The organism is Leucobacter chromiireducens (assembly GCF_051993095.1).
Classification (GTDB): domain Bacteria; phylum Actinomycetota; class Actinomycetes; order Actinomycetales; family Microbacteriaceae; genus Leucobacter; species Leucobacter chromiireducens.
Window position 1 is genome coordinate 1,381,532 of the sequence record NZ_CP197024.1, and the last position, 24,622, is coordinate 1,406,153.

At 66.5% G+C, this 24,622-nt stretch carries 24 protein-coding genes and 2 tRNA genes; 18 read left to right on the forward strand and 8 right to left on the reverse strand.

Annotated features, from left to right (window positions below):
- The first annotated feature begins 6 nt into the window (after window positions 1–6).
- Window positions 7–996, forward strand: a complete 990-nt coding sequence (locus tag ACR81A_RS06145) for a Ppx/GppA phosphatase family protein (RefSeq protein ID WP_440313018.1) — start codon at window positions 7–9, stop codon at window positions 994–996.
- A gap of 8 nt (window positions 997–1,004) precedes the next feature.
- Here the strand turns inward: ACR81A_RS06145 and ACR81A_RS06150 are convergent, their stop codons facing one another.
- A complete protein-coding gene (locus tag ACR81A_RS06150) occupies window positions 1,005–1,925 on the reverse strand; it encodes a LysR substrate-binding domain-containing protein (RefSeq protein ID WP_202382098.1) in 921 nt (306 codons plus the stop codon).
- Between the two features lie 122 nt (window positions 1,926–2,047).
- On the opposite strand from ACR81A_RS06150, the gene ACR81A_RS06155 reads away from it, so the two are divergent.
- The 5 genes from ACR81A_RS06155 to ACR81A_RS06175 all read left to right on the forward strand — a co-directional run bounded on the left by ACR81A_RS06155 (window position 2,048) and on the right by ACR81A_RS06175 (window position 7,481).
- Window positions 2,048–3,631, forward strand: a complete 1,584-nt coding sequence (locus ACR81A_RS06155; protein ID WP_202382099.1) for an aminotransferase class I/II-fold pyridoxal phosphate-dependent enzyme — start codon at window positions 2,048–2,050, stop codon at window positions 3,629–3,631.
- Window positions 3,632–3,815: 184 nt separating this feature from the next.
- A complete protein-coding gene (locus ACR81A_RS06160) occupies window positions 3,816–5,345 on the forward strand; it encodes an amino acid permease (protein ID WP_440313019.1) in 1,530 nt (509 codons plus the stop codon).
- The gene (locus ACR81A_RS06165; RefSeq protein WP_440313020.1) at window positions 5,342–6,280 is read left to right on the forward strand and encodes a universal stress protein; all 939 of its coding nucleotides are present in this window, start codon (window positions 5,342–5,344) and stop codon (window positions 6,278–6,280) included. The genes ACR81A_RS06160 and ACR81A_RS06165 overlap by 4 nt, the downstream gene beginning before the upstream one ends.
- Window positions 6,281–6,407: 127 nt before the next feature.
- Window positions 6,408–6,482 (forward strand) — tRNA-Gln (locus tag ACR81A_RS06170).
- A 96-nt stretch (window positions 6,483–6,578) separates the two neighbouring features.
- Window positions 6,579–7,481 carry an SDR family NAD(P)-dependent oxidoreductase gene (locus tag ACR81A_RS06175; RefSeq protein ID WP_202382101.1) on the forward strand — a complete coding sequence of 301 codons (903 nt, stop codon included), beginning with the start codon at window positions 6,579–6,581 and terminating at the stop codon, window positions 7,479–7,481.
- Here the strand turns inward: ACR81A_RS06175 and ACR81A_RS06180 are convergent.
- Window positions 7,478–7,930 (reverse strand): MarR family winged helix-turn-helix transcriptional regulator, encoded by a 453-nt coding sequence (locus ACR81A_RS06180; protein ID WP_440313021.1) that lies wholly within the window; start codon window positions 7,928–7,930, stop codon window positions 7,478–7,480. The genes ACR81A_RS06175 and ACR81A_RS06180 overlap by 4 nt on opposite strands.
- A 52-nt stretch (window positions 7,931–7,982) precedes the next feature.
- On the opposite strand from ACR81A_RS06180, the gene ACR81A_RS06185 reads away from it, so the two are divergent.
- Both ACR81A_RS06185 and ACR81A_RS06190 read left to right on the forward strand, forming a co-directional pair.
- A complete protein-coding gene (locus ACR81A_RS06185) occupies window positions 7,983–8,351 on the forward strand; it encodes a hypothetical protein (RefSeq protein ID WP_237462587.1) in 369 nt (122 codons plus the stop codon).
- A gap of 149 nt (window positions 8,352–8,500) precedes the next feature.
- The gene (locus ACR81A_RS06190; protein WP_440313022.1) at window positions 8,501–9,433 is read left to right on the forward strand and encodes a diacylglycerol/lipid kinase family protein; all 933 of its coding nucleotides are present in this window, start codon (window positions 8,501–8,503) and stop codon (window positions 9,431–9,433) included.
- Between the two features lie 4 nt (window positions 9,434–9,437).
- Here the strand turns inward: ACR81A_RS06190 and ACR81A_RS06195 are convergent, their stop codons facing one another.
- The 3 genes from ACR81A_RS06195 to ACR81A_RS06205 all read right to left on the reverse strand — a co-directional run bounded on the left by ACR81A_RS06195 (window position 9,438) and on the right by ACR81A_RS06205 (window position 13,791).
- Entirely contained in the window at window positions 9,438–11,585 is a 2,148-nt protein-coding gene (locus tag ACR81A_RS06195) for a DUF262 domain-containing protein (protein ID WP_440313023.1), read from the reverse strand.
- A complete protein-coding gene (locus ACR81A_RS06200) occupies window positions 11,582–12,949 on the reverse strand; it encodes a DUF262 domain-containing protein (RefSeq protein ID WP_440313024.1) in 1,368 nt (455 codons plus the stop codon). The genes ACR81A_RS06195 and ACR81A_RS06200 overlap by 4 nt, the downstream gene beginning before the upstream one ends.
- An 83-nt stretch (window positions 12,950–13,032) precedes the next feature.
- Window positions 13,033–13,791 (reverse strand): UTRA domain-containing protein, encoded by a 759-nt coding sequence (locus tag ACR81A_RS06205; RefSeq protein WP_202382104.1) that lies wholly within the window; start codon window positions 13,789–13,791, stop codon window positions 13,033–13,035.
- Window positions 13,792–13,945: 154 nt separating this feature from the next.
- Here ACR81A_RS06205 and ACR81A_RS06210 point away from each other — a divergent pair, with 154 nt between their 5' ends.
- The 5 genes from ACR81A_RS06210 (at window position 13,946) to ACR81A_RS06230 (ending at window position 18,782) form a co-directional block, all read left to right on the forward strand.
- Window positions 13,946–14,662: an HAD family hydrolase gene (locus ACR81A_RS06210; RefSeq protein WP_440313025.1), complete on the forward strand. Its 717-nt coding sequence runs from the start codon at window positions 13,946–13,948 to the stop codon at window positions 14,660–14,662.
- Window positions 14,663–14,752: 90 nt separating this feature from the next.
- Complete coding sequence (locus ACR81A_RS06215; RefSeq protein ID WP_440313026.1) at window positions 14,753–15,706, forward strand: phosphate/phosphite/phosphonate ABC transporter substrate-binding protein; 954 nt, start codon at window positions 14,753–14,755, stop codon at window positions 15,704–15,706.
- 103 nt (window positions 15,707–15,809) lie between these two features.
- The gene (gene phnC, locus ACR81A_RS06220; RefSeq protein WP_202382107.1) at window positions 15,810–16,649 is read left to right on the forward strand and encodes a phosphonate ABC transporter ATP-binding protein; all 840 of its coding nucleotides are present in this window, start codon (window positions 15,810–15,812) and stop codon (window positions 16,647–16,649) included.
- Window positions 16,646–18,397, forward strand: coding sequence for a phosphonate ABC transporter, permease protein PhnE (gene phnE / locus ACR81A_RS06225; RefSeq protein WP_440313027.1), 1,752 nt, complete (start codon window positions 16,646–16,648; stop codon window positions 18,395–18,397). The genes phnC and phnE overlap by 4 nt, the downstream gene beginning before the upstream one ends.
- Window positions 18,398–18,464: 67 nt before the next feature.
- The gene (locus ACR81A_RS06230) at window positions 18,465–18,782 is read left to right on the forward strand and encodes a DUF7882 family protein (RefSeq protein ID WP_440313028.1); all 318 of its coding nucleotides are present in this window, start codon (window positions 18,465–18,467) and stop codon (window positions 18,780–18,782) included.
- Between the two features lie 102 nt (window positions 18,783–18,884).
- On the opposite strand, the gene ACR81A_RS06235 is transcribed toward ACR81A_RS06230, so the two are convergent.
- Both ACR81A_RS06235 and ACR81A_RS06240 read right to left on the reverse strand, forming a co-directional pair.
- The gene (locus ACR81A_RS06235; RefSeq protein WP_202382110.1) at window positions 18,885–19,154 is read right to left on the reverse strand and encodes a GlsB/YeaQ/YmgE family stress response membrane protein; all 270 of its coding nucleotides are present in this window, start codon (window positions 19,152–19,154) and stop codon (window positions 18,885–18,887) included.
- Between the two features lie 141 nt (window positions 19,155–19,295).
- Window positions 19,296–20,075, reverse strand: a complete 780-nt coding sequence (locus ACR81A_RS06240; RefSeq protein ID WP_440313029.1) for a YggS family pyridoxal phosphate-dependent enzyme — start codon at window positions 20,073–20,075, stop codon at window positions 19,296–19,298.
- 88 nt (window positions 20,076–20,163) lie between these two features.
- On the opposite strand from ACR81A_RS06240, the gene ACR81A_RS06245 reads away from it, so the two are divergent.
- From ACR81A_RS06245 to ACR81A_RS06265, 5 genes are all read left to right on the forward strand, one after another.
- Window positions 20,164–21,528 carry an aminotransferase class I/II-fold pyridoxal phosphate-dependent enzyme gene (locus tag ACR81A_RS06245; RefSeq protein ID WP_440313030.1) on the forward strand — a complete coding sequence of 455 codons (1,365 nt, stop codon included), beginning with the start codon at window positions 20,164–20,166 and terminating at the stop codon, window positions 21,526–21,528.
- A gap of 16 nt (window positions 21,529–21,544) precedes the next feature.
- Window positions 21,545–21,618 (forward strand) — tRNA-Cys (locus tag ACR81A_RS06250).
- A gap of 57 nt (window positions 21,619–21,675) precedes the next feature.
- Complete coding sequence (locus ACR81A_RS06255) at window positions 21,676–22,320, forward strand: TetR/AcrR family transcriptional regulator (protein WP_440313031.1); 645 nt, start codon at window positions 21,676–21,678, stop codon at window positions 22,318–22,320.
- Window positions 22,321–22,523: 203 nt separating this feature from the next.
- Window positions 22,524–23,474, forward strand: coding sequence for an alpha/beta fold hydrolase (locus tag ACR81A_RS06260; RefSeq protein WP_440313032.1), 951 nt, complete (start codon window positions 22,524–22,526; stop codon window positions 23,472–23,474).
- Complete coding sequence (locus tag ACR81A_RS06265) at window positions 23,471–24,094, forward strand: HEAT repeat domain-containing protein (protein WP_440313033.1); 624 nt, start codon at window positions 23,471–23,473, stop codon at window positions 24,092–24,094. Before ACR81A_RS06260 ends, ACR81A_RS06265 begins: the two co-directional genes overlap by 4 nt.
- A 16-nt stretch (window positions 24,095–24,110) precedes the next feature.
- On the opposite strand, the gene ACR81A_RS06270 is transcribed toward ACR81A_RS06265, so the two are convergent.
- Entirely contained in the window at window positions 24,111–24,566 is a 456-nt protein-coding gene (locus ACR81A_RS06270) for a VOC family protein (protein WP_202382115.1), read from the reverse strand.
- Between the last annotated feature and the right edge of the window lie 56 nt (window positions 24,567–24,622).

The window sequence follows — 24,622 nt, forward strand, 5'->3', positions numbered from 1 at the left end:
GAGGATATGCGCCTCGGAGTGATCGACGTCGGTTCCAACACCGTCCACCTACTGGTGGTCGATGCGCACCCCGGCGCGAGCCCCAACCCGTACCACTCGCAACGATCCATTCTGCGGCTGATGCGATATCTCGATGCCGAGGGTGCGATTGTCGAGGAGGGTGTGCAGCTCATCATCGCGGCAATCGCGGAGTCGGTGCGCACCGCCCACGAGATCGGGGTCGACGACCTCATCTGCACGGCGACGAGCGCGATTCGCGAGGCGCCGAACGGTGAGGACGTGCTCGCCCGCGTGACGCGCGAGATCGGAGTGGTGCTCGACGTGCTCTCGGGCGAAGACGAGGCACGAATCACCATGCTCGCGGTGCGCCGTTGGCTCGGCTGGTCGGCCGGCGAGATCCTGCTCTTCGACATCGGCGGCGGATCCTTCGAGATCGCCCAGGGCGTCGACGAGTACCCCGATGTGCAGGTGTCCCTGCCGCTGGGAGCGGGCCGCACGACCATCAACTATCTCCCCGAGGATCCGCCCACGCGTGAGGCGGTCTCGGCGCTACGATCGCACGCCCGGGCCGAGTTCACGCGCGTGCGCGAAGAACTCTTTCTTGATCGCCCCAGGCCGAAGCGGGTCGTGGGAACCTCGAAGACCATTCGCTCACTTGCGCGCCTCATCGGTGGCCCGCCGGATCCCGAGACGGGCGATCTCGCCCCGCTGCACTACACGGGTCTGCGCGAGTGGGAGCCGACGCTGCGGGATATGCCCTCGAACGTGCGGGAGTATCTGCCCGGCATTACCCCTGAGCGCGGCTACCAGATCATGGCCGGCGCGGTGGTGCTTCGCACCGCGATGAAGGTGTTTGAGGTGTCGACACTGACCATCTCCCCGTGGGCGCTCCGTGAGGGGATCGTGCTGCGGTACATCGATGCGCTCGACGGCCGCGGCGCAGAGCCGGTCGACGCGGAGCAGGATCCTGATCGGGATCCTGCCACCGCGGCGTAGCGCCGAGGCTACTCGGCCTCGGCAACCGCCTGCTTGATTGCGAGCGCGAGCTGGCGCACGGCGGCTGACGGCCGGCCCGTGCTCGGCTCGGTCGGAGCCGCAAGCAGCACCGAACGCGCGAACGTTGGATCCTCGATGGGCTTCAGGATCACGCCGGGGTGGCTGTGGCCGGCGGCGAGTTGCGCGACGAGTCCGATGACCATGCGCGCCGCGATCATGCCGAGCATGACCTGGAAGTCGTCGGAGCGGATCGCAACCTCAAGCGTGTAGCCAGCGGCGGCGAATGCGTCGACCACCACGGCGTCCATGGGGTCGTCCTCGGTTGCACCGAGAAGCCAGCGCTCGGTGCGGAGGGTGAGCAGCGTCTCCATGCTGATCGAGGAGTGGTCGGCCAGCGGGTGCCCGACGGGGAGCGCCAGCATCAGCGGATCGCGCAGCACCTCGACGGTGGCGATGTCAGGTCGAAACGGCAGGTCGTGGCCGGGCACCGAGTACAGAAGCGCGGCATCGAGTTCGCGGCGGTTCACGTCGCGCACGAGCGGGGAGACCTCTTCGAGCACGGCGTCGAGTTCGATGCTCAGATCGCTCAGCTGGGCGGCGATCGAGGGGAGGAGGCGGGCCGCGGCCGTGGGGAAGGTGCCAAACCGGAGCCGCGTCTGGCCCATCTGCGTGAACTCGCGGGCGTCGTGCAGCGTGCGCTCGCTCAGCGTGAGGATCTCGCGTGCGCGATCCAGTACCAGGTGCCCGACTGGGGTGAGCGTGCTGCCGCGTGAGCTGCGTTCGAGTAGTGGTGCCCCGACGAGCGCATCGAGATTGCGGAGATGGTAGTCGACGGTGGGTTGGCTCCACGCGAGTATGCGCGCCGCCTGTGTGACCGACCCCGTTGCGTGCACCGCACGCAGCGCCTGCAGCTGGCGAAGATCGATCACCCTGTCACCTACTCCATATAGTGTGCGTCGAAACAAACGTCAATTCTGCCACATATGGCGTATGTGAGTCCTGAGGGATCTGAGGATTCATTTGGGCGCCCTTCCCGGACAGGATGGAACTCATGTTCCATGCAGATGCCACGTCCGACGCGCGCGTTGCGACGCTCGAGACCGCCGATCTCGACCAGGCGAGCACCGCTCGCGATGACCGTCTCCGCCGACACGAGCGCACCCCGTTTGCGGATGCGCTGGAGCGCTACATCGAGCGCGATCCGACGCAGCTGATGGTGCCCGGGCACGGCGGAAGCGACCGTGGGATCAGCGGGCGGCTTGCCGACTTCCTGGGGGAGCGGGCGCTGCGTCTCGACGTCCCCATGCTGCTTGAAGGGCTTGATCTTGAGAGCGACTCGCCGCTCGACGAAGCGCTCGCGCTTGCCGCCGATGCGTGGGGAGCGAAGCGCACCTGGTTCCTCACAAACGGTGCCTCGCAGGCGAATCGCACGGCGGCGCTCGCGGCGCGTGGTCTGGGGGAGCACCTGCTCGCTCAGCGCAGCGCACACTCGAGCTTCAGCGACGGTGTGCTGCTCGCCGGCATCACACCTTCGTACGTGTTCCCCGCGGTCGATGACGCGAACGGTATGGCGCACGGGGTGTCTCCCGAGGCGCTCGATCGCGCGCTCGCGGAGGCTGCGGCTGACGGTCGCCCGGCAGCGGCGGTGTACGTGATTTCGCCGAGCTACTTTGGTTCCGTCTCTGATGTGCGGGGCCTCTCTGAGGTGGCGCACGCCCACGGCGCACCGCTCATCGTCGACGGCGCGTGGGGGCCGCACTTCGGCTTCCACCCCGAACTGCCGGAGTCGCCCGCCCGGCTCGGCGCCGACCTCGTGATCTCGAGCACGCACAAGCTTGCCGGCTCGCTCACCCAGTCTGCGATGCTGCACCTGGGGCATGGCCCCTACGCGGAGCAGCTCGAGCCGCTCGTGGAGCGTGCGCTCTCGATGACAGCATCCACCTCGACCAGTGCGATTCTGCGCGCTTCGCTGGATATCGCGCGTGCCGCCCTCGTGGGCGGCGAGGCGGCGATTGGCCGTTCGGTTGCCACCGCGAAGCGACTGCGCGAACTGCTGCGCGCTGACGAGCGCTTCGACGTGGTGAGTGATCACTTCGACGCGTTCCCCGACATCGTGGACACCGACCTGCTCCGAGTGCCGATCGACGTCTCGGCCACCGGACTCTCCGGCCACTGGCTGCGTGACCGCCTCATCGCCGACCATGCGCTCTACTTCGAGATGTCCACGGCCACGTCGATCGTTGCGGTGATCGGTGCCGGGAAGACGCCGGACGTCGACGCGGTTTACGCCGCGCTTGTCGCCGTGGTCGAGTCACCCGAGGCGACCACCGCGCGCGCCGAGCAGGCAAACGTTGAGGCATTCCCCGCGCTCCCCGCGCCGGGCACCCGTCGGCTCTCGCCGCGGGAGGGCTTCTTCGGTGACACTGAACTCGTGTCGGCTGCCGAAGCAGTGGGCCGCGTCTCCGCGGACACGCTCGCGGCGTATCCGCCGGGAATCCCGAACGTGATGCCCGGCGAGGAGATCACCGCAGCGGCGGTCGAGTTCTTGCACGCGGTGGCCGCATCTCCCACGGGCTACGTGCGCGGGGCGGTCGATCCCGATGTTTCGCAGTTCCGCGTCGTGCGGAACCCGTAGCCCCACCCACACGTGCGCCCCGGAACGGACAAGATCCGCTCCGGGGTGCGGTGGGGAGCGGCGCGCTCACGCCGCTCCCCGCATGATCCAGCAACTGGATCACCGGCGCTCAGCACCCTGGCGCCGGGTACGACCGATCGCGGCCACTGCCGCGTGAGACAACGAAGTCTGGAGTAAGACTGACATGGCGAGCACCCTGCGACAGCAGCTCTTCCGAGTGAAGCCCGTTCCCCGAGATGGCGGTGAGGAAGGCAGCGAGCTCAAGCGCAGCATCGGTCTGTTCCAGCTGACGCTCATCGGCGTGGGCGGCACAATCGGAACCGGTATTTTCTTTATCCTCTCCGAGGCGGTGCCGATTGCGGGCCCTGCAGTGCTCTGGTCGTTCGTGATCGCCGGCCTCGTGGCCGGGCTGTCGGTGCTGTGCTACGCGGAGCTCGCGAGCAGCGTGCCCGTGTCGGGCTCCTCGTACTCCTACGCCTACAGCACGCTCGGCGAGCTGCCCGCAATGGGAGTCGCCGCCTGTCTGCTCCTCGAGTACGGCGTCTCGACCGCCGCCGTCGCGGTCGGCTGGTCGCAGTACGTGAACCAGCTCTTCGTGAACCTGCTCGGCTGGGAGCTCCCGCACGCACTGCTCTATGCGCCCGAGGAAGGCGGCATCATTAACCTGCCCGCAGTGATCCTGATCGGGCTCTGCTGCCTCCTGCTGATCCGCGGTACATCCGAGTCCGTGATCGCAAACACGCTCATGGTGCTCACGAAGATCGCCGTGCTGCTCTTCTTCGTCGCCGTGGGTATCACCGGCTGGAACGCTGACCACTTCGCAAACTTCGCACCCTTCGGCTTCACCGGAATTATGACGGGCGCCGGCATTATCTTCTTCTCGTTCGTTGGTCTTGACGCAGTCGCAACCGCCGGCGATGAGGCAAAGAACCCGCGCCGCAATCTGCCGATCGCGCTCATCACCGCGCTCATTATCGTCACCGCCGTTTACGTGCTCGTCGCGGTGACCGCGCTTGGCGCCCAGGCCGCGGGCGACTTCGCGGGTCAGAGCGCGGGCCTCTCTGCCATCCTTGAGAACATCGTTGGGGCGACCTGGCCGGGCACCGTGGTGGCCGCAGGGGCCGTGATCTCCATCTTCAGCGTGACCCTGGTGGTGCTGTATGGCCAGACCCGTATTCTCTTTGCGATGAGCCGCGACGGCATGGCGCCGAAGATCTTCCAGAAGGTCAACCCGCGCACCATGACCCCGATCGCGAACACGATCATTGTCTCCGTGATTGTCGCGATCCTCGCGGGCGTGCTGCCCATCAACTTCCTCGCCGAGATGACCTCGATCGGCACGCTCGCCGCGTTCCTCGTGGTCTCGATTGCCGTGATGGTGCTTCGCCGGCGTGAGCCCGACCTGGAGCGCAAGTTCCGCGTGCCGCTCTACCCGGTGATCCCGATCCTGTCGATCATCGGCTGCCTCTGGATCATCAAGGATCTCCGCCCCATCACGATCTTCGTGTTCGCGGCGTGGACGATCATCGTGCTGGTCTGGTACTACTTCACCGGCCGCAAGAACTCAGTGCTCGGCCACCGTATCGACACGGGCATGATCGTGCTCACCGGCCCCGGGAAGTACCGCTACGCGGATTCCAGTGCGGATGAGCTCGCGGACGAGGACTTCGATCTCGAGAACGCACCCCTCGATCGGGATCGGGGCGAGCGATGACCGTTGTCGTCGGAATCGCCCCGGGGCACCCGTCCGTGGCCGCCGTGCACCTGGGTGCGCTGCTCGCTCGCTCGTATGCTCAGCCCCTCGTGCTTGCCGAGGTCACCCCTGCGGGCTGGACCCCGGGCGGTGGCGGTGTGGACGGAGAGTACCTGCGCTACCTCGAAGCCGCCGCGGCCGAGGCGATTGCGGGAGTGCGCGAGGAGTGCGCGAGCGCGCTCGACGACCTCGAAGTGCGCAGCGTCATCCGTTCTGCGTCCAGCGCCCGCCGTGGGCTCCTCGAAGTGTGCGAGGACGCGCGAGCCGTTCGCCTGGTGCTCGGCGAGGCGGGCGAGCCGGGTGACGGTGCTGACGATGGCATCGTGCTGGGATCTGTCGGGATCGGACTGCTCCAGAGCGCTGAGCTGCCGGTCGCAATCGCCCCGCACGGGTATGTGGCGGAGCCCGGGGCTCGCCTCGAGCGCATCACCGCCGCGTACAACGGATCCGACACCTCAGGGGAGCTCGTGCTCGCAGCGGCGGCCGTCGCCGCGGAAGCGGGGGCGAGCGTTCGCATCGCCTCGTTCCACCCCCGCCCACGGGGCCTCCTCGGTGCCGCGATCGGCTTTGCTGCGGAAGACGCGGTGATCGCTGAGTGGGAGTCCCTCATTCGAGAACGTGCGGCGACTCTTGAGCGCGAGATCGACGGGCGTGCCCCGCGGCCGAGCGCCGTGGAGCTGGTCGTCGGTGCTGGGAAGGACTGGCGTGCGGCGCTTCGCGCGATCCCGTGGGGTCCCGCAGAGGTGCTGCTGCTCGGCTCGAGTAGCGCGGGCGCGCTCGCACGGATCTCCCTCGGCTCGCACGCGGCAAAGATCGTGCGGCACGCGCCTGCCCCCGTGGTCTTTGTGCCGCGGCGTGCTGCCGACGGGTACGTCGAGCAGGGGAGCGGAAGCTAACCGCGGGATCCCGGGCCGCATGGCGCGCCCGGGATCCCGTTCCCGCGGGCCGGTTTGGTGTTCGGGGCCACGAGCGGGTAAAGTTAACTCTCGGTGCGGCGCTCCTCCGGAGAGCAGTTTCCAACATTGGGATATGGTGTAATTGGCAACACAACGGTTTCTGGTACCGTCATTCTAGGTTCGAGTCCTGGTATCCCAGCCACCAAAGCCCCTGACTTTCTGCGGAAAGCCAGGGGCTTTTTGTTTCCGCGGAACGGGAACTGTGCTCGGCAGGTGTTGCCGGGACTACGCTGGCCGCATGGCGAAGAAGCAAGCGGAACAATCTGTAGTGCGTGGCGCAACGGTGCTCATCACGGGTGCTGCGCGGGGCATGGGGGAGCTCTATGCGCGTCGGGCCGCGCGGGAGGGCGCTGCCGCAATCGCCCTCTGGGACGTTGACCGGGATCGTGCCGAGGCGCTTGCCGCGGAACTCATGCGGGCAGCTGGGCGAGGGGCGCGATCCCAATCCGACGTTTCCACACTCACCGTTCGCGCGTATGCGATCGACATTGCGGATCGCGATGCGGTGTCTCGCGGGATGGCGCGGGTCCGCGAGGAGCTCGGTGCTCCCGATGTGCTGATCAACAATGCGGGGATCGTGCGGGGCGCGCTGTTCTGGGAGCACGACGCCGAACGCGACATCGAACTCACTATGCGCGTCAATGCGATTGCCCCGATGTGGTTGAGCCGGGAGGTGCTGCCCGCCATGCTCGATGATCGCTCGCGCCCCAAGCGAATCCTCAACATCGCGTCAGCCGCGGGCACGCTGCCGAACCCGCGCATGAGCGTGTATGCCGCGTCGAAGTGGGCAATGATCGGGTGGAGTGAGTCGCTGCGACTGGAGCTGGAGCGCACCGGCCACGCCCACGTCGCGGTCACCACGTTCTGCCCGAGCTACATCTCAACGGGAATGTTTGCGGGCGCGCGCGGGCCCCTCCTGACGCCGATCATGACACCGAAGCGGGCCGTCGCGGCAGCCTGGCGGGGCATGCTGCGGGGCACGCCGGTCGTGACGAAGCCGTGGACGGTGAAGCTTGCACTGGCGTTTCGCGGCGTGCTGCCGACGCGGGCCTGGGACTTCGTAGCGGGGCGCGTCTTCAAGGTCTACTCTTCGATGGATGAGTTCACCGGCCGGGGCGACAGCGGCCCCAACGAGAGTTAGGCGCCCGCGTCGACCGCCGCGATGATCGTAGTGAGTTCGTCGCGCAGCGCCTCGAGTCGTTCGATCGGCAGCCCGAGGCGGCTGATCACGGCGGGCGGGACGTCGAGGGCCTGCTCGCGAAGGGCTGCCCCCTCGAGGGTCGGTGCGAGGGCGAAGGTGCGATCATCGTCTGCGACCGGTTGGCGCGCGATCAGCCCGAGGCTTTCCAGGCGCTTCACGAGCGGTGAGAGCGTCGCGGGATCCAGGCGGAGCGAGTCCGCGAGATCTCGGAAGCGCACCGGTGCGTTCTCCCAGAGCGCCAGCATGACGAGGTACTGCGGGTGGGTGAGGCCGAGTGGCTCAAGAATGGGGCGGTACACGCCGATGACGCTGCGGCTCGCCACGGCGAGGGCGAAGCACACCTGGCGATCCAGCTTCAGCAGATCCTCGGGAGTTGACTCGGTTGCCATGCTCAGATTCTAACTCATTTGTGCACAAACGTTCTGTGGTAACATTTTGTTTGTGCGCAAACAAAAACGAGAAAAGTACCATCTCTGGCACAAGACTCCCTACGACGGGGTGCCGGGGTTCTATGCTGCCGTGCAGCGCCTCTTCTACCAGTTCGAAGGGCCGGCGCAGCTCGGCGATCGTGGCGAGCCCGCGTACGTTCAGCCGGCAGATCCGAAGTGCCCGGTGTGCGGGCACTCGATGAAGCTGCATCGCATCGACCGCGGTGGCCCAGGAAAGCCGACGCATCTGCGGTGCCCGAAGGAGCCCGTTGCTGAGGGCGACGGGGCCGACGAAAACGTAGCCGAGGAAGACGTAGCCGAGTCGAGCGAGGTGGACGCCCAGGCACCCGCCGCTGCGTCGGGGGAGTCGCCCTCGCGCTGATCCCCAGCCGCGGGTGCTGCCCCGCCCCGCTGAACTGCCACCGATTGCTCAGCCTGACAGTCGAGCACGCCCTCTAGGCTCGAAGTAAGACGGGTGCCATCGCAGCGGACCCTCGCGCGGTGGGCCCGCCACTGTCGGAGGGATGAGCTGTGAACGCTGCGCGCGTAGGGATTGTGTGGAATCCGTCGAAGACGAGTCGGGAGGATCTCGAACAGGCGATCCCCGCCGACCGTTCGGATGACCTGAGCTGGCACGAAACGAGCCCGGATGATCCAGGGCGAGCAGCCACTCGAGCGGCGCTCGACGCCGGCGCCACCCTGGTGCTTGCCGCAGGCGGCGATGGCACGGTGCGCGCAGTGGCAGAGGAGCTTGCGGGCTCAGCGGAGGCCGATCTCGGGATCATTCCGCTCGGCACCGGCAACCTGCTTGCCCGAAACCTGGGGGTGCCGCTCGGCGACCCCGCCGCTGCGTGTGATCGGGCGTTTTCTGAGGAAGGCACCGAGATTGATCTGGGTTGGGTGGAGCTCACACGTGCCGACGGTGGGACGGAGCGCCACGCATTCGCGGTGATGGCGGGCTTCGGGATCGATGCGCACATGATCACGGAGACCGACGACGATTTGAAGGCGCGTGCGGGCTGGCTTGCCTACGTCGAATCGCTCGGCCGCGCGGTCGCCGCGAGTGAAGTCATCGACCTGCAGCTCGCACGGGATGGGGGAGCCGCCATCGACGAGCACGCGCACACGCTGATCGTGGGAAACTGCGGCATGCTCCAGGGCGGCATCACGCTGCTGCCCGACGCAGACCCGAGCGACGGCAAGCTCGATCTCCTGCTCCTGCGTGCCGACGGCGTCGCCGGGTGGGCGGACACCCTGCGCAACATGGTCTGGGACAACGGGGTGAAGCGCATGCTCACCGGGGGTGACTCCGCGGAGAGCAGCGCGAGTGCCGCGCACGAGCGCTTGACCGCGCTCACCGTGGACCTCGCCGAACCGCGGGTGTTCGAGGTGGATGGCGACGAGCTGGGTGAGGTGAGCCGCATCGAGATCTCGGTGCAGCCGGGCGCGCTGCGCGTGCGTTAGACGCTCACGCCGTGATGTTGGCCGACTGCCTCCTTGAGGGAACCTCCCCGAGGCGAAGGTCCTCTTGGATAAGGGCCACCATCTCGCGGTGGTGTGCCCGTACCATCTCCGGGCTCCACTTCTTTGCCTGACGAGTGAGCTCCGCCATCACTGCCAGCTTGGGGCTCTGCTGCTCGATTGTCGCGTTGTAGTCCGCGGCTTTTGAGGTGGGGAGAAGATTTCCAAAGCGTGAGTTGCTGCTCACGCTGACGAGTGCGAGGTTTCCCAGGCAGTGCAGGTCTTCCTCGGAGAGGGGCGCGAGTGAGTGTTGCTCCTCCGCTGGGTTCTGCGGGTAAAAGTGCTCGATCGAGGTGCGGAAGCCAAACGCAAAACCGCCAGCGCTTCCTCGGTGTTCGGAACTCAACAGGAGGTAATCGAGGTACGTGAAGACAATGCGAGGAATATCGAAGCCGCGCGGCTCTGCCTCCTGCGGGAAAGCAGACCGCACCCTGCCGCGTGCGTAGCTTTGCACCACCTCGACGAGCTCGGACTCGTGGATCAGTGCCGGGTCCGCGGCTCCGGCTACGTGGCAAAGAATTAGCGTGATCCAGTGCATGCTCCGTGGCGAGGTGTAGGTAACTCGCAGCATCGATTCGAGGAGCAGAAGTTGACCCTGTCGGGTGTCATTGCGCCCAGCAGCTTCACCCGGATCCCGGTCTTCTGACTGAGCAGGTGCAGCGAACGTGCCAACGTAGCCCGTGCTGTCGCGATCATTGCTCGTCCGCCTGGTCACACGGCGAAGCGACCAGGCCCCATCCTCCCCAGCGCGGGAGAGATACTCCCGTTTGAGGATGAACGCATCGAAGAGATTCCGCACTTGGAGCAGCACCCAAGCAAATTTGCGAACATGCGCGGCCCCAGCGCCTGAGAACTCCTCCGCAAACAGCTGAATCAGGCGTTTGTCATCGAGGCTGGAGTCGACGTATTCGGCCTCGTCGACGTTCTCCGCCGTCTGCACGGGAAGGGGGTCAGCCGAGTCTGAACTCGACGAGCGCTGTCGAAACACCTGCAGCGCGTGGAGTAGGAACGAAGGGAACTCGATCGTTGAACGAAACTGCTCGGGGTCTTCGCCAGGCCGTGCGTCTGATGTGGCGACCGTTTCGTACCTTGCGATCGCTGAGTCGAGCGTGAGCGCGTCATCGTGCTCACTTGGTGTGAGGAATCTTGACGCTCCGGTGGTGCGTTCGTGGGTCCGTGCGGTCACGAGGTCGGCAAAGCTCTTTGCCGTGAGCCACGACCACGAGCCCGGCGTAAACAGTTTCTCCCGCAGTGCCTGATCGTTTGTTGTCAGCGCTTGCTGCACGTAGCGGTCCATATCGGCACACGCATCCCAGACCCATGCAAAGGTTGCGAGTTCTCGCGCGAGCTGCAGTTGGTCAGATGGTTGGGAGTCTCCGCTGACGTTTCGCAGTTCAGCCATCAGACGCGCCTTGACGATATCCACCTGCTGGAGTTGTCTGCCGCGAGTGTTCATGACCTCGAAGTAGCGATTGAGATCCGTGCTCCGGGGAAGCGCTACGCGAACAACGGTTACGCCGTGCTGCAGGAAGTGAGCAAACTCGGTGAGCTGGCCCCGAAACCTTGGGCCCCTGAGGTGTTGTGTGATGACGTTTACCGCCTGGAGGATCCCAGCGTCGAGGTTCTCGCTTCGATGTGCCGTTTGAGGATCCGTCCCCTCTGCAACGAGCCGAAGTGTGGCTGTGGAGCGCGGCCGCGACTCGTAGTGGAGGCTCTCAGTGGCTCCCGGAGGTGTCGTGGTCACCCCTTCGGATCTCAGGACTGTGAAAACGAGGGCGAGCGTTGTGAGCCGCTGCTGACCATCCACAACCGAGAACACGTCGCTTCGACCCCCGACCGGCGGCGCCTTCTTCCGCACAACCACGTTGCCCAGGAAGTACCCCTGCGAGGAATCGTCGGCGCGACTGGCGCGCAGTGCGTCGGCGACGTCCTCGAGTAGTTGCTCGATCTGCGACGCCTCCCATGCGTAGTTTCGCTGATAGACAGGAACGGAGTACGAGGTGTCGGACGCGAAAAGCTGGCTGATGGTGAGACTCTCTGAGGAGAGATCCTGTTTTGCGCCGAGTACTTCGCGTGCGTTGTTTTCAACACTCATCCGTGCATCCTTTCCAAGACAGCAAAGAGATCTGCCTCGAACTCTTTGGCGCGCTGCGTGACTACTGGAGTCAACCGGTGTACCGCTCTCCCGTCGAATGAAGCACGGAGTAGCGTGAACGGTGACGGTTGGCTTTCTTGCCCTCCAGGAGTCGCTCCCGTAGCAAGAAGCTCGATTGATTGGTGCTGCACGCGGAGGAGCCTCGTCCGGAGCTGAAACGCCCAAACGAATAGCGCTGGTTCTGCCTCGGTTCGAGTTTCCTCCCCAAAGCGATTCACGTAGAGCAGCACAGCAGCGATGTACAGATCCACACACTTTTGATAGCGCGGTTGTTTTCGCCACGCCGCAAAAGTCTTTGGTGGCTGATCAGCCTGGGGTGCCTGACCGGGCACGGGCTCAGCGAGCAGCCGTTCCACCTCGCTGAGCATGAACGCGGTCATCTCAAAGAAGCCGCGCCCGGCTCGAAGCGGTTCTGTCAATTGGAACCTGCTGTGTTCACCGGTCAGCTGCGGGAGCGTGCCACTATCGGACCAGGCGTTGAGCAGGGGCAGGGCCTCCTGCGAAGCCAAGTGGTACCGCAGGCTGGGAACATGTGCGTCTGCGAGGGTGATCCCTTTGAAGGAGCCGACATCTGCGGCGGTGAACTCTCCAGCTCGCTCTCCCGCAGACCAACGCTTGATGCGGTAGAGATACAGCCCGAACAGCCGATGCAGGTCACTATCGCTCGCGTTCTCCCACTGCTCAATGACGGCTTGTGTCACCGTATCGTTCTCGTGCGCCATTTCTCGAAGGTGGTGGGCCTTGAGGAGATCGTGTGGGGAGAGCGGCTTCCCGCGATAGTTCTGCGAGTCAAAGATACGAAAGGCTTCATCTTCGCTATCGGTCACCACTTGTACGATCTGGCAGCGTGCACGAATCGCGCTGGCGAAGCGCTTCCGGTCCGCGCTGTCGTCTCCGAAGTGCCTGGTCATCGCCCGGCGCAGGGCCGATCGAGCATGCACAATCGGCGGTGCGCTTGTTCCGCTCGCTGGGGGCGCGTCACTTGAAGTCTCGGGAGACGCTTTTGTATCGAGCAGAGTCAGGAGGATTCGAAGGGTCAACATGCGCTGCTGCCCGTCAACAAGGTCATAGACCAGGCCGTCCGCGCTGTGGCGCTCATGCAGAATCACCGAGCCGAGCACGTAGGGTGTCTCGCCCTCGGGTGTTGCGCCTGAAACGCTCCTGGTAAACCACTCGTGCAGGTCGTCGAAGAGCTGCATCGCGGTGGAAGCAGACCACGAGTACGGGCGCTGATAGCTCGGTATTCGAAGCGGGAGCGAAAACACCTCGGCAACACTTGAGTCTGCGACACGACGGATCGTCACGGGGTCCTCCTAGAGCGGGCGGCGACTCCTCGAACGATAGCGCGAAGCCACACCGCCTTCTGCGTTCGACACTCAGCAGGCTCCTACGCGTCAGAGAACTCGCTGCGGGTGAGCGTGTTGCTGACGCTTGACGCCTGCACCTGGAAGGTGACCGTGTCCGGGAGGTAGCGGTCCTCGCCGTACTCGATGGCCTGCCCGCTGGCCGTGTAGCTCGTGCGGCGTACACGAAGCAGAGGACTCGAGCGGCGCACTCCGAGGAGTGCCGAATCCGCGCTCGACGCCGGCACCGCATCGATCGCATGGTCCGCGTGCGCCGTGGTCACCCCAAACTGCGACTGCATCACGTCAACAACCGACGCCTCATCCGCGGGGATCGTCGCAATGCGCTCGGCAATCCACCCGGGGTATGTCGTGCGCTCCAACATCACGACCCGGCCGCCCAGGGTGCGCGTGCGCGTAACGCGCAGCACCGCGCTTCGCGACGCGACGCGCAGCTTGCGTGCCTCCGCCGAGCTTGCGTTCCCGCGCTCGGTCGCGTGCACGAGCCCACCAGGCGTCATCCCTTTGCTGCGCGCCCACTGCGCGAACGAACGCAGCTCAACAAAGCTCTGCGTGTGGAGCGTCGACTGCACGATCCAGCCCGCACCCTGCACGGGGGACACCATGCCCCGGTCCTCCAAACCCGCGAGCGCATTGCGCACCGTGCCGCGGGCAACGCCGTAGCGCTCGGCAAGCCGGGTCTCCGAGGGAAGCGCCGTGCCAGCGACGAACTCGCCGTCGACAATACGAGCGAGGAGGTCGCGGAGAACATCGCGGTGAGACGTGGGACGCGGGGAAGTCACGGGGCCAGGTTAGCGCCCGTCATCTCCCCAGGCGGCGAGGTTTTGAACAGCCGTGCGCAGTTGTCCGCGCCATCACAGGGGACGTCCGAAAACGTTCAGATCCCGTTCATCGCACGGTTCTCAACTGCTCATCCGCACGCGCCGTAATGAACGGGTGAACAGCATTCCCGCCTCCGAAGCACTTGTGCCGAGCGACACCACCTCGCTCGCCCCCTGTGTTGTGCTCTGCGACCTTGACGGCACCCTCCTCGACACCGAGCGCACCTGGCTCGAAACTGTTTGCGCGGTCGTCGCAGACCTGGGCGGGATCGCATCGGCGGAACTCATCTCCCGCCTCGAAGGCGCCACCGTTGCACAGGCGGGCGAGCTCATCCGCGCTGAGCTGCGCAGCCCGCTCAGCGAGTGCACGATCGGCGAGCTCCTTGAGGAAGCCTCGCTCACCGCGCTCGAGGGCACGATCGAGTGGTGCCCTGGCGCCGAAGAGATGCTCGCGGGGCTGCGCGCGGCCGGGATCCCGATGGCCCTCGTGACTAGCTCCTCCCGCCGCTGGCTCGAAACCGCCGCACGCCACGTCGACCTCAGCGCCTTCTCCTACTTCGTGACTGCAGACGACGTGCCCGCCACGAAGCCCGACCCCGCCCCCTACCGGATCGCTGCCAGCCTGCTGGGGCGGGAGAGCGCCGAGTGCGTGGTGTTTGAGGACTCCGAGGTGGGGCTTCGCGCCGCGCTCGCCGCAGGATGCACCGCAGTGCTCGTCCGAGCTGAAGACACCTCGTGGGCAGAGCACGCCGACGCCGTCGTCCCGGACCTTCGTGGCGCGACCCCCGTCTGGGTGCGCGCACTGGCTGCGCGGCGGCCCGCGCGGCGCTGAGCCGATCACCTCGCCGCCCGCGAAACCTTCCAAACTTCACCTGAATCACCCACCCGCAGTACCCCACTCACAACCGAAAGGTCACACCCCGTGAACGCATCACTCCGCCGCGGACTCGCTCTCGTCGCCGGGCTCTCCCTCGTCGGCACGCTCGCCGCCTGCGCGCCCGCCGCTGAGCAGGCCGCTGACGGCGCCGAGACTTCGAACTCCGCCGAGGGCTTCGCGAAGGACGAGAACACGCTGGTCATGGGCATGGTCCCGGACCAGCAGTCGGTCGACAGCAACTTCCAGCCGCTCGTCGACTACATTGCGGCGAAGACCGGCAAAGAGGTCGAGCTCGTCCAGTCCACCGACTACGCCGCGCTCGTCGAGGCCTCGATCGCCGGCCGCATCGACATTGGCAACTTCTCCGGCTTCACCTACGTCGCGGCCACCAACGGCGGCGCCAAGCTCACCCCCCTCGGCGTGACCGTGACGACCGAGGGTGAGGAGCCCGGATACGAGTCGCTCACCGTCGTTCCGAAGGGGTCGGACATCACGAAGATTGAGGATCTGAAGGGCAAGAAGGTCTGCTTCGTCGATCCCGGCTCGACATCCGGATACCTCTACCCGAGCGCCGAGCTGCTCGCGGTTGGCCTCGATCCCGAGAAGGATGTCACCCCCGTGTTCGCAGGCGGGCACGACGCGTCGGCGCAGAAGACCGCGCAGGGCGTCGAGTGCGATGCAGGCTTCGCTGAGGACGCGGTCGTCGAGACCACCGGCATCGCGGATGGCCTCTTCGCCGAGGGCGATCTCACCGTGATCAACCGGGTGACCGTGCCCGGTGCGCCGCTCGTCATGTCGACGAACCTGCCGAGCGACGTGCAGCAGAGCCTCTCCGACGCGCTGCAGAACATCACGCTCGACGAGATCGCGGCTGAGGGGATCGAAGTGACCGACGCGTTCAAGGCGTTCTTCTACGAGCTCGTGCCGGTCGAGGACTCCTACTACGACAGCGTGCGCAAGGTCTGCGAGGAGACCGGCGCCGCGCAGTGCCAGCCGTAATCACGGCATCCACCGGTTCTGGGGCTCGGCGCGTTGCGTCGGGCCCCGTGCCCGGATCTTTCCTCCCACACACTTCCGCCTCCCGCCCGAAGGAGCCCCGCACATGCCACCCACCCCGGTGATCCAGCTCGCAGACGTCAGCAAGCAATTCGGCCCCACGACCGCACTTGATGCCGTCTCCCTCAACGTCGCTGCCGGCGAGGTTGTGGTGCTGCTCGGCCTTTCAGGCTCGGGCAAGTCCACCCTGCTGCGCCATCTGAACGGCCTTGAGACCGCGTCCTCCGGTGAGGTGCGTGTGCTCGGCTCCGAGGTGTCGGCCCTGCGCGGTCGGTCACTCCGCGAGCTGCGCAGCCGCGTCGGCTTCATCTTTCAGCAGTTTGAGCTGGTCGGCCCGGTCACCGTGCTCGAGAACGTGCTCACGGGAGCACTCGCCACGCTCCGGGGTCCGCGCCTCGGCTTGCTGAGCTACCCCCGCGCGCTCCGGGTGCGCGCACTCGACCTGCTCGCCGAGGTAGGGCTTGAAGCGCACGCCTTCCAGCGCGCGGACACGCTTTCGGGCGGGCAGCAGCAGCGCGTCGCAATCGCTCGGGCGCTCATGCAAGATCCCGAGATCCTCCTTGCAGATGAGCCCGTCGCCTCCCTCGACCCGGAGTCGTCCCAGCAGGTCATGCGCCTCATCCGCGAGATCGCGGTGCGGCGCGAACTGACCGTCTTGTGCACGCTCCACCAGGTGGATCTCGCCCTGTCGTGGGCAGACCGCATCGTCGGGCTGCGGCACGGGGCCACCGTGCTCGATACCCCGGCCGCCGGGCTCGACCGTGAGACCGTCATGCGCGTGTATCGCCAGGTTGCGCCCGCGAACGTCGCCGAGCTTCCGCTCTCGGATTTCGATCGGGATCCCGAAGCTCACCCCGTCCCCGCGCTCTCCGGGGTGACGGCGTGAGCGGCAGCACGACCCTCGAGCGCACTCCCCAGCGCACTCCACAGCGCACTCCGCGCGGCTCGGGCAACGCGCGCCGCGTGACGCTCCCGGCGCCGAGCCGGAACGGCGTCATCGCAACGACACTCCTCCTCGCGCTGCTCGCTGCGGCGCTGTGGTCGTTCCGTGGCGTCGGCCTCTCGTTCGAGCAGATGGTGCGCGGCACCGAGTACGCGGGGTCGTTCCTCGCGCGCACCGTGCCGTTTGTCTGGCCAACCGTGGGCGAAACCCTTTGGCTGTGCGCCCTCACACTCGCGATCGTCTTTTGCGGCACCGCCCTTGCGGCAGCCATTTCGATCCCCGTTGCGTACCTTGCGGCGCGCAACACCGCGCCGAGCCGTGCGAGTGGTGTGCTCGGCCGCTTCCTCGGGGTGACGACTCGTGCCGCACCCGACGCGATCATGGCGATGATCTTCGCGCTGATCATTGGTCAGGGCGCACTCGCGGGCGTGCTTGCGCTCGGTATTCACTCAATCGGCATGATCAGCAAGCTCACGGCTGACGCGATCGAGCAGATCGATGACGGGCCCGTGCGGGCGCTTCGCGCGACGGGGGCCGGCAAGTCGCAGCAGTTCTGGGGCGCCGTCTGGCCGCAGATCCTCCCCGCGTACATTGCAATCGTGCTGCATCGCGCGGATATCAACCTGCGTGTCTCAGTGATCCTCGGCTTCGTGGGGGTGGCCGGGCTGGGGCAGGAGCTGAGCATCGCCATGCAGACGCTCAACTATCGCGCGGCGATGCCGTTCGCGATCATCATCTTTGTGCTGTGCGTGGCCTTCGAGATCGCGTCCGCGCTGATTCGCCGCTCCCTGCTCGGGGCGCAGCCCGCGGGTCGGAGCATCGCGCATCGCTTGGTGCGCCGGTGGACCCCGGATCCCGCGCATCGTGCTGCTGACTCGCGTCGTGCCGATGCACAGCTCCGGCTGGGCCGCGCGGGTCGCGTGCCGTGGACGCCAGATCGGGTGCGACTGGCGGCGCTGATCTGGGGCGCAGCCGCGGTGCTTGCCGCCTCGATCGTTATCGCGGGCACACAGGGGAGCAGCTTCGCCAACTTCTGGCAGAACCTCGGCATCGCGGTGGGGCGGCTCTGGCCGCCCGCGCTCGCGGAGGAGAAGTGGGGCGAGGTGGCCGTCGCGCTGCTCGAAACCGTGCAGATCGCGTTTGCGGCAACGCTCTTCGCAGTGGTGTTCTCGCTGCTCATTGGCACGCTCGCGGCACGAAATGTGGCCCCGAACCCCGCCGTGCGCGGTACCGCGCGGTTCCTGCTCGTCGTGATCCGAGGTCTGCCCGAACTACTCCTGGCGCTCTTCTTCATCATCCTCACCGGGCTGGGCCCTGGCGCCGCGGTACTGGCACTCGGCATCGGCGGGGTGGGGCTGCTCGGCAAGCTCGTGGCCGACTCGCTCGAGGAGGTGAACCCGGGCCCGGAGCGCGCGCTCACGGCGGTGGGGGCAGGCCGCACGCAGGTCTTCGCCGGCGCTACATTCCCGCAGGCGGTGCCCGCGTTCATTGGGCACACGCTCTACCTGCTTGACACGAACATCCGCTCTGCGACAGTGCTCGGAATCGTCGGCGGCGGAGGCATCGGCTACATGCTCTCGGCGGCCGCACGCATCAACCAGCACGAGCTGCTGTTCCTGCTCCTGTGCGTGCTCGTGATCGTCTTCGCGGTTGAGGGGTTTTCTTCCTGGCTGCGCCGCCTGCTCTCGTAAGCGGAAGGCATGCGAAAGCTACCCGAACAGGGAAAAGGCATGCAAAGATCAGCTCATGGGCTATCTGATGCACGGAACGCATGAGTACGAGTTTGACGATCGCCTGCTCGCGCATCTGAAGGTCGTGATCGGCCAGAAGCTGCGCACGCAGGAGAGCTGCTACCTGAGCTGGAGCAAGACTCCGGAGCAGGGGAGCGGTCGCGTGTCGCTGTGGCTGTCGCCACACGTGGCGCTCGGCTTCCGCTTTGCGGGGAGCCGCACACCCGAGCTGAATCCGGTGTGGCTGCGCGTGCTCACCGCCCGCTCACACACCGCGCAGGGTCTCGTCGTGGTGAGCGAGGAAGAAGCGGAAAAGTTCGCGCGCCAGCACCCGGAGCTGAGCTAGCCGCTCCAGCCAAACGACGCGCTCGCACGCGCGGGCGGGGCGCCGGGGACATGCAGCCCCGGCGCCCCGTGAACCACCGCGGGTATGTGCGGTGCCCGCGTGCTAGTGCGCGCCCTCCTTCCTGCCTGCGAAGAGGCCGAAGAGCAGCAGCACGACAATCGAGCCGCCGATTGCGAGGAGCCAGGACTGCAGCGACCAGAAGGCACCCATGTCCGCGCCAAAGATCAACCCGCCCAGCCAGCCGCCGAGCATGGCGCCCACCACGCCGAGGATCAGTGTTGTGAACCAGCCTCCGCCGTGTTCACCTGGCATGATCGCTTTCGCTATTGCTCCGGCGATCAAGCCGAGGATCAGAAAAGCCAGGAAACTCATGATTTCAGCCCCTTTCCGGCCAAGCGAGTCTCGCTCGGTACGGGGCCGAAGCTACCCCGTGTCGAGGTGAGAAGACAGGGGCTTGCGTTCTCCGCGTGAGAGGAGTATCTGTGTCACTCCGGTCACACCGGTCGTGGCGGCCTAGAGCCCCGGCCAGTAGTGGCTGTCTGGCACCTGGCGCGCCCCGAAGATTGCCTGACCGACGCGCACGCAGGTCGCGCCCTCTTCAACCGCGATCTCATAGTCGCCCGACATGCCCATGGATAGGCCGGCGTCCCCCAGTAGATCGGGATCGCTGTCGCGCAGACGGTCGCGCAGTGTGCGGAGTCGGCTGAAGCAGGCGCGCACGCGCTCGGTGTCCGAACTGAACACGGCGAGCGTCATGAGGCCGCGCACGCGGAGCGCCGAATAGTGGGGTAGCGTCTTGAGGAACGCCGCGACGTCTTCCGGTGGCAAGCCGTACTTTTGCGGCTCCGCGGAGGTGTTCACCTGTACGAATACATCGAGCGACCGGCCTGCGGCCTGAAGCCTGCGATCGAGCGCCGCTGCAGCGCGTTCGCTGTCGAGGGCCTGGAACTCGCTCGCAAACGCGGCCACATCGCGGGCCTTGTTTGTCTGGAGGTGTCCGATCACCGACCACCGGACGTCGAGATCAGCGAGCGCCGCGGACTTTCGCGCAGCCTCCTGCACCTTGTTCTCTCCGAGCTCGCGGCAGCCCGCCTGGACCGCAAGACGAATGCGGTCTTCGGGCACCGTCTTGCTGACGGGGAGCAGGCGCACCTCCCGCGGCTCACGCCCCACGCGTTCAGCGGCTTTGGCGATCTTGCCGCGCACGGCGGCGATGTTGTGCACGAAGTCCGTCACCCCGGTTGCGGTGGGGAAGTCGTGGATGGGCAGTTCAGCATCCGATTGACTTGTCATAGGTCAAACCGTAGCATGGGTGCTGTCAGACAGAGATGGCGGGGATTCGGTGCGTTGGGGTCGCCGAACCCCGCCGCGAGGAGAACGTATGCAGCAGGCGCGACGCACCGCAGGGGCGGGGGCAACCGCACTCTTTGGCGCAACCGCCGAGGAGATCGCGGCGAGTGTTCGTGCGCAGTTGGATGCGGGGAGCCTCGTGCCGGGCGACGCTCTGCCGCCCGTGCGTGCACTCGCGGAGCAGCTGGGAGTCAACCGGAACACGGCGCTCGCCGCGTACCGATTGCTCGTGAGCGCAGGCATCGCCGTGACGAGGCGCGGCGGCGGCACGATCCTGCTCGATCCGCTCGCGGTGCTCCCGGAGGAGGGGCGAGCGGTCGAGGACGCGCGTGATCGGGGAGCACTGCTCCGGGATGTGGGGCACGGGAACCCGGATCCTGCGCTCCTGCCGGATCCGCTCTCGGTTCGCCTCGCGCCCGCGCCCCCACGGGTCTATGGCGAGGCGACCAGTGATCCCGGGCTTGCTGAGTGGGCGACGAAGTGGATCGCGCGGGATCAGTCGCGTCCCTTTGCGCTGACGGTCACCTCCGGGGCGGTCGACGGCGTCGAACGGCTGCTCGCACAAGCCCTGGCTCCGGGTGACGCTGTGGCGCTTGAAGACCCCTGCTTTCTCACGAGCATCAGCACCGTGAAGCAGGCGGGCTATCGCCCACTTGCCGTGACTGTCGATGAGGCGGGGATGCGGCCGGACGAGCTGCGCAGTGCGCTCGAAGCGGGTGCGCGTGCGGTCGTGTGCACGCCGCGCGCGCACAACCCCACGGGGGTGAGTCTCACTGAAGAGCGCGCGGCGGAGCTGCGCGCGGTGCTCGCCGACTTCCCACATGTTCTGATCATCGAGGATGATCACTTCGCACTCCTTTCCACTGCGCGCTACGCGACGATCGTGCCAAGTACGCATCGGCGCTGGGCGCTCGTGCGATCGCTGTCGAAAGTGCTGGGCCCAGATCTTCGCGTGGCGCTGGTCGCCAGTGATCCGCTCACGGCGGAGCAGCTGGCACTGAGGATCAGCGGAGGCATCACGTGGGTGAGTCACCTGCTGCAGCGGGTGAGCCTCGCGCTGCTGACGGCACCCGGGAGCGACGAGCGCACGGCGCGCGCGTCTGCGCATTACGCGGAGCGGGCGTCGTCGTTTGTGGCACAGCTCGCACGCGTCGGGCTTACGGGAAGCGGGAGGGACGGGCTCAATGTGTGGGTGCGCACCGGTGCTCCCGCCGTTGACATGCTGCCGCGCTTGCGTGAGCGGGGATGGCTCGCCCGCGGGGGGCACGAATTCGCCCTCGGCGCGACGTTCGCTGCGTGGGTGCGGCTGACTGTGCACGCGCTTGATGACGCCGAGCAGGCTCGGCTCGCCGACGATCTTGCGTGGGCGGCAATGGGAGGGGTGGAATTCGACTGAGCTGAGCAGTACTTCCGGTGGGGTGACCGAGTGGAGAGGTCGCGGCTCGCAAAGCCGTGCACGCAGGTTCGAATCCTGCCCCCACCTCCAGCGCGAAAGCGCCGCGGTTTCGTAGACACGTGTCCATGAGCGTGTTGCCGTGTCAGCATGTCGAGCCATTCGGGCGCACCCCGCACGGGGCAGACGCGGGCGCAGGAACGGTCCGTGCGGCAGGTCGTGCACAGCACTGACCCGCGCAGCGTGGCCGTGCGCGAGCGCTTGTGCGCGGCTGCTGAGGAGCTGGGGCGCGAGCACGCCGACATTTCGGTGACCTCACTTGTGCGGCGCGCGGGCGTGAGTCGCTCCGTGTTCTACAAGCACTTCGAGGGTCTGGGCGATTTTGCGCTCTACCTGCAGCGCACGCGGCTCGTAGCGATCGCAGTCTTGGCGGAAGCCGATGTCGCGGGAGGTGGCCTTGATTTCGGAGTTCGCCGGGCGAACCGCCAGTTGGTCGCGCACTTTGAAGAGAACTGGGCGTTCTACCGCGCGGTGATCGCGATGTCTCCGCCAGGCGTGAGCGAGCGAGGTCTCGCGGATGTGCTCGCGGGGGCGCTTGAGTATCACCTTGCCAGGCTCCACCCCATCCCAGACCAGGTCAGCGTGAGCATTGCGTCGAACTTTGCGTCTTCCGGTGTGGCAAGTGTGCTCATGAGCTGGCTTCTCGGTGATCTCGAGCTCGAGCCTGGGGCTCTCGCTCAACACATCACTGACCTCGTGCCACCGTGGATGCGCGGTGCTCAGGCGGTGAACTAGCGTTCCAGTCCTGAGTGGGCCGGGTACGACCGCGGAGCGGCACGAGTACGGTGGGGTCTCGTGTCGCTCCGCGACTATTGTGCGGAACTAGGGTGCAGCACTGGCGCAGCCGATGATGCGGGAATTGCCAGCTTCGCGGGTCGCGCGATTGCCAGACTGGTGGGGCATTTGTTTGCCCACAAACGATTGGTTCAAGCAGCACCGTGAAGAAGCCCCTCAAGATCACGCTCATCAGCATGGGAACGGTGGTCGGCGTGTTCGCCGCCGCCCTCGCGACAACTTCGGTGGTGAACCTCGTGCAAACGGAGCGCGAGGTGGCCGCGCTCGCGCCGTACGGCACGCTGGTGGAGGTCGACGGGAAACAGATGAACGTTGCGGAGTTTGGTTCGGGGGAGACGACGATCGTGCTGACGCCGGGCGCGGGCACCTCGTCGCCGGTCGCTGACTTCGCTCCCGTGATCCGCGGCCTGGAAGACGAGTACCGCATCCTCGCGGTTGAGCCCTTCGGCTACGGCCTGAGCGATCAGGCCGATACCCCGCGGACAACCGAGAACATTGTTCGTGAGATCCACGCCGCGGTGCAGCACTTCGACGTTGCGGAGTATGTGCTCATGGGGCACTCGATCACGGGGCTCTACGCGCTGGAGTACGTAGCGAATTACCCGGACGAGGTGACCGCCTTCGTTGGAATTGATACCTCGGTGCCCGAGCAGCCCGGCATGGACCAGGTTCCCGCAATCATTCAGGCTGCCCCGGCGATCCGCGGGCTGGGGCTCTTGCGGGTGATGACCGCGCTCGGTGGTGATCCGCTCGCGGAGAACCCCGCGTACACGGACACGGACCGCGAACGTATTCACGTGACCACGATGAAGAACTCGATGGCTCCCACGTATCTCGACGAGGTGCATCTGCTCGGCCGCAACTTCGCCCGAGCGGAGGGCCAGACCTTCCCGAGCTCGCTGCCCGTTCTCCTCATGTACCAGGCGAACAACCCGGCGTTCCCCACCTGGACTGCGATGCACGAGGCGCAGGCGGCAACGGTGGATCATGCGGTGACGCTCGAGATTGACGCGGATCACTACCTGCACCACACACAGAGCGAAGAAGTGGTGGCTGCCACGGAGGAGTTCCTCGCTGCTACGCTGCAGAAATGAACCAGAACCCTGAGCCCGTTGCATCGGCATCGTCGCGCGCCCGCGCGCTGGCGCACGGTGACGCGCAGGTGCGACTGAACGCCACGCTCGCAGCCGGCACCACTCCTGTTCCGGTTGAGCTGCCCATTCTGGTGGCGCGCTGCGCTGTGGAGGACGACTTCCAGGTGCGTGAGATGCTCACCTGGGCGATTGTGCGGCACCCCGCGGCTGACGCGCTCCCGCTGATCACCGCTGAACTCGACTCATCGACTCCGCAGGCGCGGAGCCAGGCGCTGCACACGCTCTCGAAGATCGGCGACCCCGCGAGCTGGTCGCACATCACGGCCGTGCACCTGCACGACCCCGACGACGAGGTGGCCCGCGCCGCCTGGCGCACCTCGGTTCAGCTTGCCCCGCCCGGTGCGGAGCGAGCGCTTGCTGATGCGCTCGCGGGCGAGCTCGGGCGCGGAGACATCGATGTGCAGCGCAGCCTCGCACGAGCGTTCGTTGCGCTGGGGGAAGACGCCGACCCGGTGCTCGATGCGGCGACGCGCAGTAGTGACCCCGCGGTGCGCAGTCACGCTGCGGCGACGCAGCGCATCGTTCACGATCCAGAGAGCACGTTCTACCTCGACGGCTAGTGCGGCGGGCGTGGGGTCAGGCCGCGGCGCAGAACTCGTTGCCCTCCGGGTCACCCATCACCCACCAGCGGCCCGCGGGCCCCTCGTCCACGTACTCAATGCGGCGGGCGCCAAACGCCTCAAGGCGGGTCACGAGTGACTCGATGTCGCCGCCATCGTCGTGCAGATCGAGGTGCACGCGATTCTTCCCTTGCTTCGGCTCGGGCACGCGCTGAAAGAGAATGCGACGGCCGGCGCCGACGCCGGTGAACGCGTTGAACGGATCTTCGGGGTGGCGGATCGCGGCGTAGCCGACGAAGCGGGGGCTCCCCAGATGCGTGAGGACCTCGCCTGCCGGAATCTTTCCGCCCTCCTGCAACTCGGAGACGAGCTGCCCGGGATCCTCCACGGTGTACTCGAGCGCTGCCGCCCAGAAGTCTGCGAGGGCGTGCGGATCCGCGCAGTCGATGACGATCTTCCAGTTGAGTGCCATGCTCTCAGAGTACGCAGCTCCGCAGAGAAGGGGAAGCCGTCCTCGCGTGAGGAGAA

What these genes read in the sequence shown, in the direction of transcription:
- ACR81A_RS06255 (WP_440313031.1), top strand. Translation starts at nt 21,676, where the DNA reads ATGTCGAGCCATTCGGGCGCACCCCGCACGGGGCAGACGCGGGCGCAG.
- ACR81A_RS06195 (WP_440313023.1), bottom strand. Translation starts at nt 11,585, where the DNA reads ATGAGTGTTGAAAACAACGCACGCGAAGTACTCGGCGCAAAACAGGAT.
- ACR81A_RS06145 (WP_440313018.1), top strand. Translation starts at nt 7, where the DNA reads ATGCGCCTCGGAGTGATCGACGTCGGTTCCAACACCGTCCACCTACTG.
- ACR81A_RS06175 (WP_202382101.1), top strand. Translation starts at nt 6,579, where the DNA reads ATGGCGAAGAAGCAAGCGGAACAATCTGTAGTGCGTGGCGCAACGGTG.
- ACR81A_RS06180 (WP_440313021.1), bottom strand. Translation starts at nt 7,930, where the DNA reads ATGGCAACCGAGTCAACTCCCGAGGATCTGCTGAAGCTGGATCGCCAG.
- ACR81A_RS06235 (WP_202382110.1), bottom strand. Translation starts at nt 19,154, where the DNA reads ATGAGTTTCCTGGCTTTTCTGATCCTCGGCTTGATCGCCGGAGCAATA.
- phnC (WP_202382107.1), top strand. Translation starts at nt 15,810, where the DNA reads ATGCCACCCACCCCGGTGATCCAGCTCGCAGACGTCAGCAAGCAATTC.
- ACR81A_RS06230 (WP_440313028.1), top strand. Translation starts at nt 18,465, where the DNA reads ATGCACGGAACGCATGAGTACGAGTTTGACGATCGCCTGCTCGCGCAT.
- ACR81A_RS06265 (WP_440313033.1), top strand. Translation starts at nt 23,471, where the DNA reads ATGAACCAGAACCCTGAGCCCGTTGCATCGGCATCGTCGCGCGCCCGC.
- ACR81A_RS06165 (WP_440313020.1), top strand. Translation starts at nt 5,342, where the DNA reads ATGACCGTTGTCGTCGGAATCGCCCCGGGGCACCCGTCCGTGGCCGCC.
- ACR81A_RS06245 (WP_440313030.1), top strand. Translation starts at nt 20,164, where the DNA reads ATGCAGCAGGCGCGACGCACCGCAGGGGCGGGGGCAACCGCACTCTTT.
- ACR81A_RS06270 (WP_202382115.1), bottom strand. Translation starts at nt 24,566, where the DNA reads ATGGCACTCAACTGGAAGATCGTCATCGACTGCGCGGATCCGCACGCC.
- ACR81A_RS06155 (WP_202382099.1), top strand. Translation starts at nt 2,048, where the DNA reads ATGTTCCATGCAGATGCCACGTCCGACGCGCGCGTTGCGACGCTCGAG.
- ACR81A_RS06160 (WP_440313019.1), top strand. Translation starts at nt 3,816, where the DNA reads ATGGCGAGCACCCTGCGACAGCAGCTCTTCCGAGTGAAGCCCGTTCCC.
- ACR81A_RS06240 (WP_440313029.1), bottom strand. Translation starts at nt 20,075, where the DNA reads ATGACAAGTCAATCGGATGCTGAACTGCCCATCCACGACTTCCCCACC.